We start from the raw sequence: 5,724 nt of genomic DNA, 5'->3' as shown, positions 1-5,724 counted from the left end.
TATTTGGTATCAACATTACTTTTATGGCTTTTACCATCTGCTTCCTCCTGTATCAATTCCCGGATAAGTTTCTTAGCTTTATTTGCTCGTTTTCCTTGTAATTTGCAACTGAATACAGTAATTATCTGAACCAAATCTTCAACAAGTTCCTGCTGTTCGGACTTTTCAGTATTATCAATAATCTCAATCTCACAATTATAAAGTGAAGCGATATATTCTATCAACTCAAAACCAAATCGCAATAGCCTGTCTTTATATAAAACTACAACCTTTTCAACCTGATTTTGAGAGATTCGTCTGATCAATTCCTGAAGCCCTTTTTCTTATAATTAATCCCAGAACCGATATCACTTATTATCTCAAACGGCCGCCCTTTTGCCAGAAGATATGTCTTGACATTATCAATCTGTCGTTCCAAATCATCTTTTTGTTTATGGCTGGAAAGCTCATCGGAATAATATCTATAGCCACTTACTGTAGTATGATGCGGATGAAGTTTTCCATTGGCATCCCAATTTCGTAATGTCTGAGCAGATACGCCTATAATTTTTGAAAATTCATGTATAGAATAATATTTACTCAAAGTATCAACTCCTTTCAATAATATTCTGCTCTAATATCTTATAAAACTCAAGACCTACTTATATGATTTTATAATTTATATTTAACTATTAACAACCTCTTTTGTGCTTTTTATGCTTAAAAGGATGTCACAACGAAAAGTCTGAAATCACGATGTACCTGTGCAGAAATAATGTTATGACTTGATGACCTGATCAGGCATTCCCTGACAATTTTAGCACATTTTCTTTGCAAAATACATCTTTTTACATAATCTTTACGTTTCCCTTCGTGACGGATCATTCCTCTTTTTCCTCTTTTTCACAGGGTATGGTCTGAGAATGTTTCAGCCCAATGCCAACAAAATATAAAACCAGTGCCACTGCCAATAGCTCTGGTTTTATATAATCGGTGATCTGCACACTTGAAGCGGGGGAATGCTTCTCTGCGTTCAAAATAACAGGCACTCTCCTTTACGGAAAGTGCCTGTTATTTTCATTTAAATAAAACTTTTTGTTTATTTCTTAGAATTTACCAGCTTTTGCTGCTTCCTCGATCGAAACTGCAACTGCAACAGTCATACCAACCATTGGGTTGTTACCTGCACCGATCAGACCCATCATTTCTACGTGAGCCGGAACAGAAGAAGAACCTGCGAACTGTGCATCAGAGTGCATACGTCCCAGAGTATCTGTCATACCATAAGAAGCAGGACCTGCAGCCATGTTATCCGGATGCAGTGTACGTCCTGTACCACCACCGGAAGCTACTGAGAAGTATTTCTTACCTTTTTCAAGACATTCTTTTTTGTATGTACCTGCAACCGGATGCTGGAAACGTGTCGGGTTTGTGGAGTTACCTGTGATAGAAACGTCAACGCCTTCTTTCCACATGATAGCTACACCTTCCGGTACACTGTTTGCACCGTAGCAGTTTACTTTTGCACGAAGTCCTTCAGAATAAGCTTTTCTGGATACTTCTTTTACTTCGTTTGTGTATGGATCATACTCTGTCTCAACGAATGTGAAACCGTTGATTCTGGAGATAATCTGTGCAGCGTCTTTACCCAGACCGTTCAGGATAACACGCAGCGGTTTTTTACGAACTTTGTTTGCTTTTTCTGCGATACCGATCGCACCTTCAGCAGCAGCGAAAGATTCGTGACCTGCCAGGAATGCGAAACATTCTGTTTCTTCTTCCAGCAGCATTTTTCCTAAGTTACCATGTCCCAGACCTACTTTACGTGTGTCAGCAACAGAACCCGGAATACAGAAAGACTGAAGACCTTCACCGATTGCAGCAGCAGCATCAGCAGCTCTTCTGCAGCCTTTTTTGATTGCGATTGCAGCACCTACTGTGTAAGCCCAGCAAGCATTCTCAAAACAGATCGGCTGAATGCTCTTGACCTGAGCATATACATCCAGTCCAGCATCTTTTGTGATCTTTTCAGCTTCTTCGATAGAAGCAATTCCGTAACTATTTAAAACAGAATTGATCTTGTCAATTCGTCTCTCATATGATTCAAATAAAGCCATTTCCTGTTACCTCCTCTAATTATTCTTTACGCGGGTCAATAATCTTAACAGCATCAGCTACGCGGCCATACTGACCTTTGGATTTTTCCCATGCAGTATTAGGGTCATCACCCTTTTTGATGAAGTCTGTCATCTTTCCAAGGTTTACGAACTGGTATCCGATGATCAGATCATCAGCATCCAGAGCGATGCCTGTTACATAACCTTCTGCCATTTCAAGGTAACGAGGACCTTTCTTTAATGTACCGTACATTGTACCAACCTGTGAGCGAAGTCCTTTACCCAGGTCTTCCAGGCCAGCACCAACTGCCAGACCATCTTCAGAGAAAGCACTCTGGCTTCTTCCGTATACGATCTGCAGGAACAGTTCTCTCATAGCGGTATTGATAGCATCACAGACAAGGTCTGTATTCAGAGCTTCCATTACAGTCAGACCCGGCAGGATCTCAGCAGCCATAGCAGCAGAGTGTGTCATACCGGAACATCCGATGGTCTCTACCAGAGCTTCCTGGATGATACCTTCCTTTACATTCAGGCTCAGCTTACATGCACCCTGCTGAGGAGCACACCAGCCTACACCATGTGTAAATCCGGAAATGTCTTTAACTTCTTTTGCCTGTACCCACTTTGCTTCTTCTGGAATTGGAGCAGCGCCATGATGAACGCCCTGTGCAACTGGGCACATTTCTTCTACTTCACGTGAATAAATCATTTTAAGACTCCTTTCAAAAATAAATTGCATATAGTAATTAGCCGCCTCCCTTTTTTTGCGATCACAGGAGGCTGCAAAATACTTTCACATTATTTTCTCATAAATCGACGATTTCGTCCAGTCTTTTTTTAACAAACCGGATTCTTTTGTCTTTTTCTGTCCGGAAATGCCTCTAAGATTTGGCTTCTTCGCTTCGCCAGGATCCTTTCAGGCCTTTTCTGCGGACGCTGAAATGACAGTACATGGCTGTAACAGCACTGACGATCAGCAGAAAATAGAAATTCAGACCTCTTGTCAGGCACATGGACGCCGGAAGCAGTGCCCCTTTAAAGACCTGTCCAAAGGATGCTTTGTACATGATCTCTGTGATTCCCTGTGCTCCCGGAAGCGGCAGCATATCAACTGCAATATAAACAGATGCCTGAAGGATCATGATACTGAGCACAGATTCTCCGGTAAGTCCCATGCCTTTGTAGATCAGCCAGGTCATAAAAAATACACTGCATCTCTGGATAAACGTCAGGATCAGCACAAATGCGATCTTGTTTTTATGCCCGATCAGAAATACAACTGCTTCATGGTACTGATCTGCCATCTCGATCAGTTTTTCTTTTCGTTTTCCTGATTTTTTGAGAATGTGCAGTTTTTTGAGCACTGCTTCGCCGCCAAGTACCAGACTCTTAAAGCAGCGCGGGCTGATCATGACAAACAGCAGGATCACCACCAGTGCCGTATTCAGAAACAGTCCAAGATAATAAAGATAAATATAGTTTCCAAGATATCCCATCAGCTGCGTGCGGTAAAAAAGCAAAATGGCAACGCCCATAAGAGCCAGTACCAGTTTGTATACCACCGCCACCGTCATAAGCACCACGCTGCTGTCCGATACTTTATGCCCTTCTTTCTGCATGTAATAAAGCTGCATCGGCTGTCCGCCTGTTGCAGACGGTGTGATACCGGAATAAAAAAATCCCACAAACGAATATTTGATGCAGGAAAAAAGAGGGGTTTTCCCCTCCAGACTGCCAAGAAGATACCAGATCATAATGCCTTCCGCGGATGTAAAGAACAAAGCCGTAAGAGCTGCAGCCACCAGATAAACCGGGCTTAAAGTCTGCATGGCAGCAACTACGGTATTCATATCATTTCCCTGAAAAATAACCACAATGGTAGCGGTCAATAGTACCAGGAAAAACGCCGCACTGATCAAATTTTTACGATTCATAAGCTGCTCCTATCATTAAATAAACCTTTCTGTTAAAATCATGCAGAGATCCTTCGAAAATGGTTTCTGTCTGTTCCAGTTCGTAAAAATCCCTTGGTGTCACAAGCGAGAAATGCTTCTGGAAAAGCGAAATGCCATTCTGCTCCAGGATATTCGTCACAAAAGAAGAACAGGTATAATGATTCTTCTGATAAAACGGTATCTGAAACAGGATGAAAGGCAGTCCGATAATACAGTAGTGATATCGCTTTCTTTGTTTATAGCACTGCAAAAGCTGTCTTGCAATACTTTTTTTCTGTTCTGCCGTACACTGCATACGGACTACTTTATATTTTGCATGCGGAAATACTGCCTCGATCTCCAGCGTATTTTCTTTTTCAAAGCCGGCGATCAGCGGAACGGCCGGATTCCTTCTCCCCACACTGTAGGCCTCTCTTAGATCGGCATCCATCGAAAGGACCACATGCACATAAGGGATCCCGATCACCCTACGGATGATGGACGCAAAGAATCCCGGTGTATCCACAAAAGCCAGATAAATCTGTTCCATAGCTTCTCTCCTTCCGATCAGTTAAAATGATAGCACTGTTTTGCCAGGCGATAACCTGCCAGTGTAAGTGCCGTCCCTGCTTTTCCAGGCAGATAAGTAAAACCGCTCACGGTCCCGAAGCGAAGCTTCCGATAAAGACCGTTTCCTCTTCTTCTCATATACTCCCACAGTTCGTTTCTTTTTTCCATTGCCTCTTCCGTTCCGATCAGCAAAAGATGAATGGAAGAAATCGACAGCATGATTGACAGATTCCGTACCAGATAATCCGCCAGTTTTGGATGTTCCTTCTGTACTTGCTTCAAATCCGCACACCCGGAAACCATTTTTGTAACCAGAATCTGTTGGTCGATCCTTTTCATCAGCACCTGCTCATTGACCGACTGATCCTCTCTTCCAAGGAAATAATGGTAGAGATCCAGATCCAGGTACAGGATCGTCTTTACAAACGGAAGCGGCTGGTTGGCAAACAGATTGTCCACATAAAACGTATGCCGCGGCAGGCGTACGCCTGACCTTCGAAGTACTTCTGTCCGGCAGATCTGAGCGTGCATCACAAGGTACTGCGATGGATGAAATTTCCCGATGGTATCCCAAGTACAGACTTTTCCATTGCGAAATACATTCTCATAGCCCATCCGTTTCTGTTTTCCTTCATATAAATGGTCGTACAGATAGTTGCAGATGATCAGATCCGCTAAAGCCCCCTGTCTCTTTCTTTTTCGGATCTCCGTCAATAACTTTTTCAGAGCTTCCTCATCCAGCCAGTCATCCGAATCCACCACTTTGAAATATTCTCCGGCTGCCAGAGACAGTCCTTTGTTCACTCCGGCTCCGTGACCACCGTTTTTCTGATGTACCGCTCTGACTGTTTCCGGATACTTTTCTGCATAGCAATCTGCGATTTCACCGGTCCGATCCGTGGAGCCATCATCGATCACGATGATCTCCACCTCCTCGCCTCCTGCCATCAGCGACCTCAGGCATCGCTGCATGTAATCCTGCGAATTGTAGCATGGTACTGCAAACGTGATCAATTTTTCTTTCATCTATTCATAAATCCCTTCTACTACAATATATTTATGGTTAATATCCCTTACAGCCAGTAAGGAATTATCCATCTTGTTGCTTAAGCTGTATAATG

The 5,724-nt window shown here is 43.0% G+C and carries 6 protein-coding genes and 1 pseudogene; all 7 read right to left on the bottom strand.

Annotated elements, in window-relative coordinates:
* Positions 1–583, bottom strand: a pseudogene (locus GPK60_RS13700) (IS607 family transposase); the annotation flags it as partial.
* Positions 584–860: 277 nt separating this feature from the next.
* Positions 861–1,016 (bottom strand): hypothetical protein, encoded by a 156-nt coding sequence (locus GPK60_RS13695; RefSeq protein WP_173866356.1) that lies wholly within the window; start codon positions 1,014–1,016, stop codon positions 861–863.
* A gap of 69 nt (positions 1,017–1,085) precedes the next feature.
* A complete protein-coding gene (locus GPK60_RS13690) occupies positions 1,086–2,096 on the bottom strand; it encodes a GGGtGRT protein (RefSeq protein ID WP_022118728.1) in 1,011 nt (336 codons plus the stop codon).
* Positions 2,097–2,115: 19 nt separating this feature from the next.
* The gene (locus tag GPK60_RS13685) at positions 2,116–2,808 is read right to left on the bottom strand and encodes a nifU-related domain containing protein (protein WP_022118727.1); all 693 of its coding nucleotides are present in this window, start codon (positions 2,806–2,808) and stop codon (positions 2,116–2,118) included.
* A gap of 172 nt (positions 2,809–2,980) precedes the next feature.
* The gene (locus GPK60_RS13680; protein WP_147631239.1) at positions 2,981–4,033 is read right to left on the bottom strand and encodes a lysylphosphatidylglycerol synthase transmembrane domain-containing protein; all 1,053 of its coding nucleotides are present in this window, start codon (positions 4,031–4,033) and stop codon (positions 2,981–2,983) included.
* A complete protein-coding gene (locus tag GPK60_RS13675) occupies positions 4,023–4,583 on the bottom strand; it encodes a hypothetical protein (protein WP_022118725.1) in 561 nt (186 codons plus the stop codon). The genes GPK60_RS13680 and GPK60_RS13675 overlap by 11 nt, the downstream gene beginning before the upstream one ends.
* A 17-nt stretch (positions 4,584–4,600) precedes the next feature.
* Positions 4,601–5,629 carry a glycosyltransferase family 2 protein gene (locus GPK60_RS13670; RefSeq protein WP_173897803.1) on the bottom strand — a complete coding sequence of 343 codons (1,029 nt, stop codon included), beginning with the start codon at positions 5,627–5,629 and terminating at the stop codon, positions 4,601–4,603.
* Between the last annotated feature and the right edge of the window lie 95 nt (positions 5,630–5,724).

The organism is Ruminococcus sp. MCC718 (assembly GCF_018783905.1).
Classification (GTDB): domain Bacteria; phylum Bacillota; class Clostridia; order Lachnospirales; family Lachnospiraceae; genus Hominisplanchenecus; species Hominisplanchenecus faecis.
The sequence above is the reverse complement of the archived record's forward strand: the minus strand, read 5'-3'. Positions and strand labels throughout refer to the sequence as shown.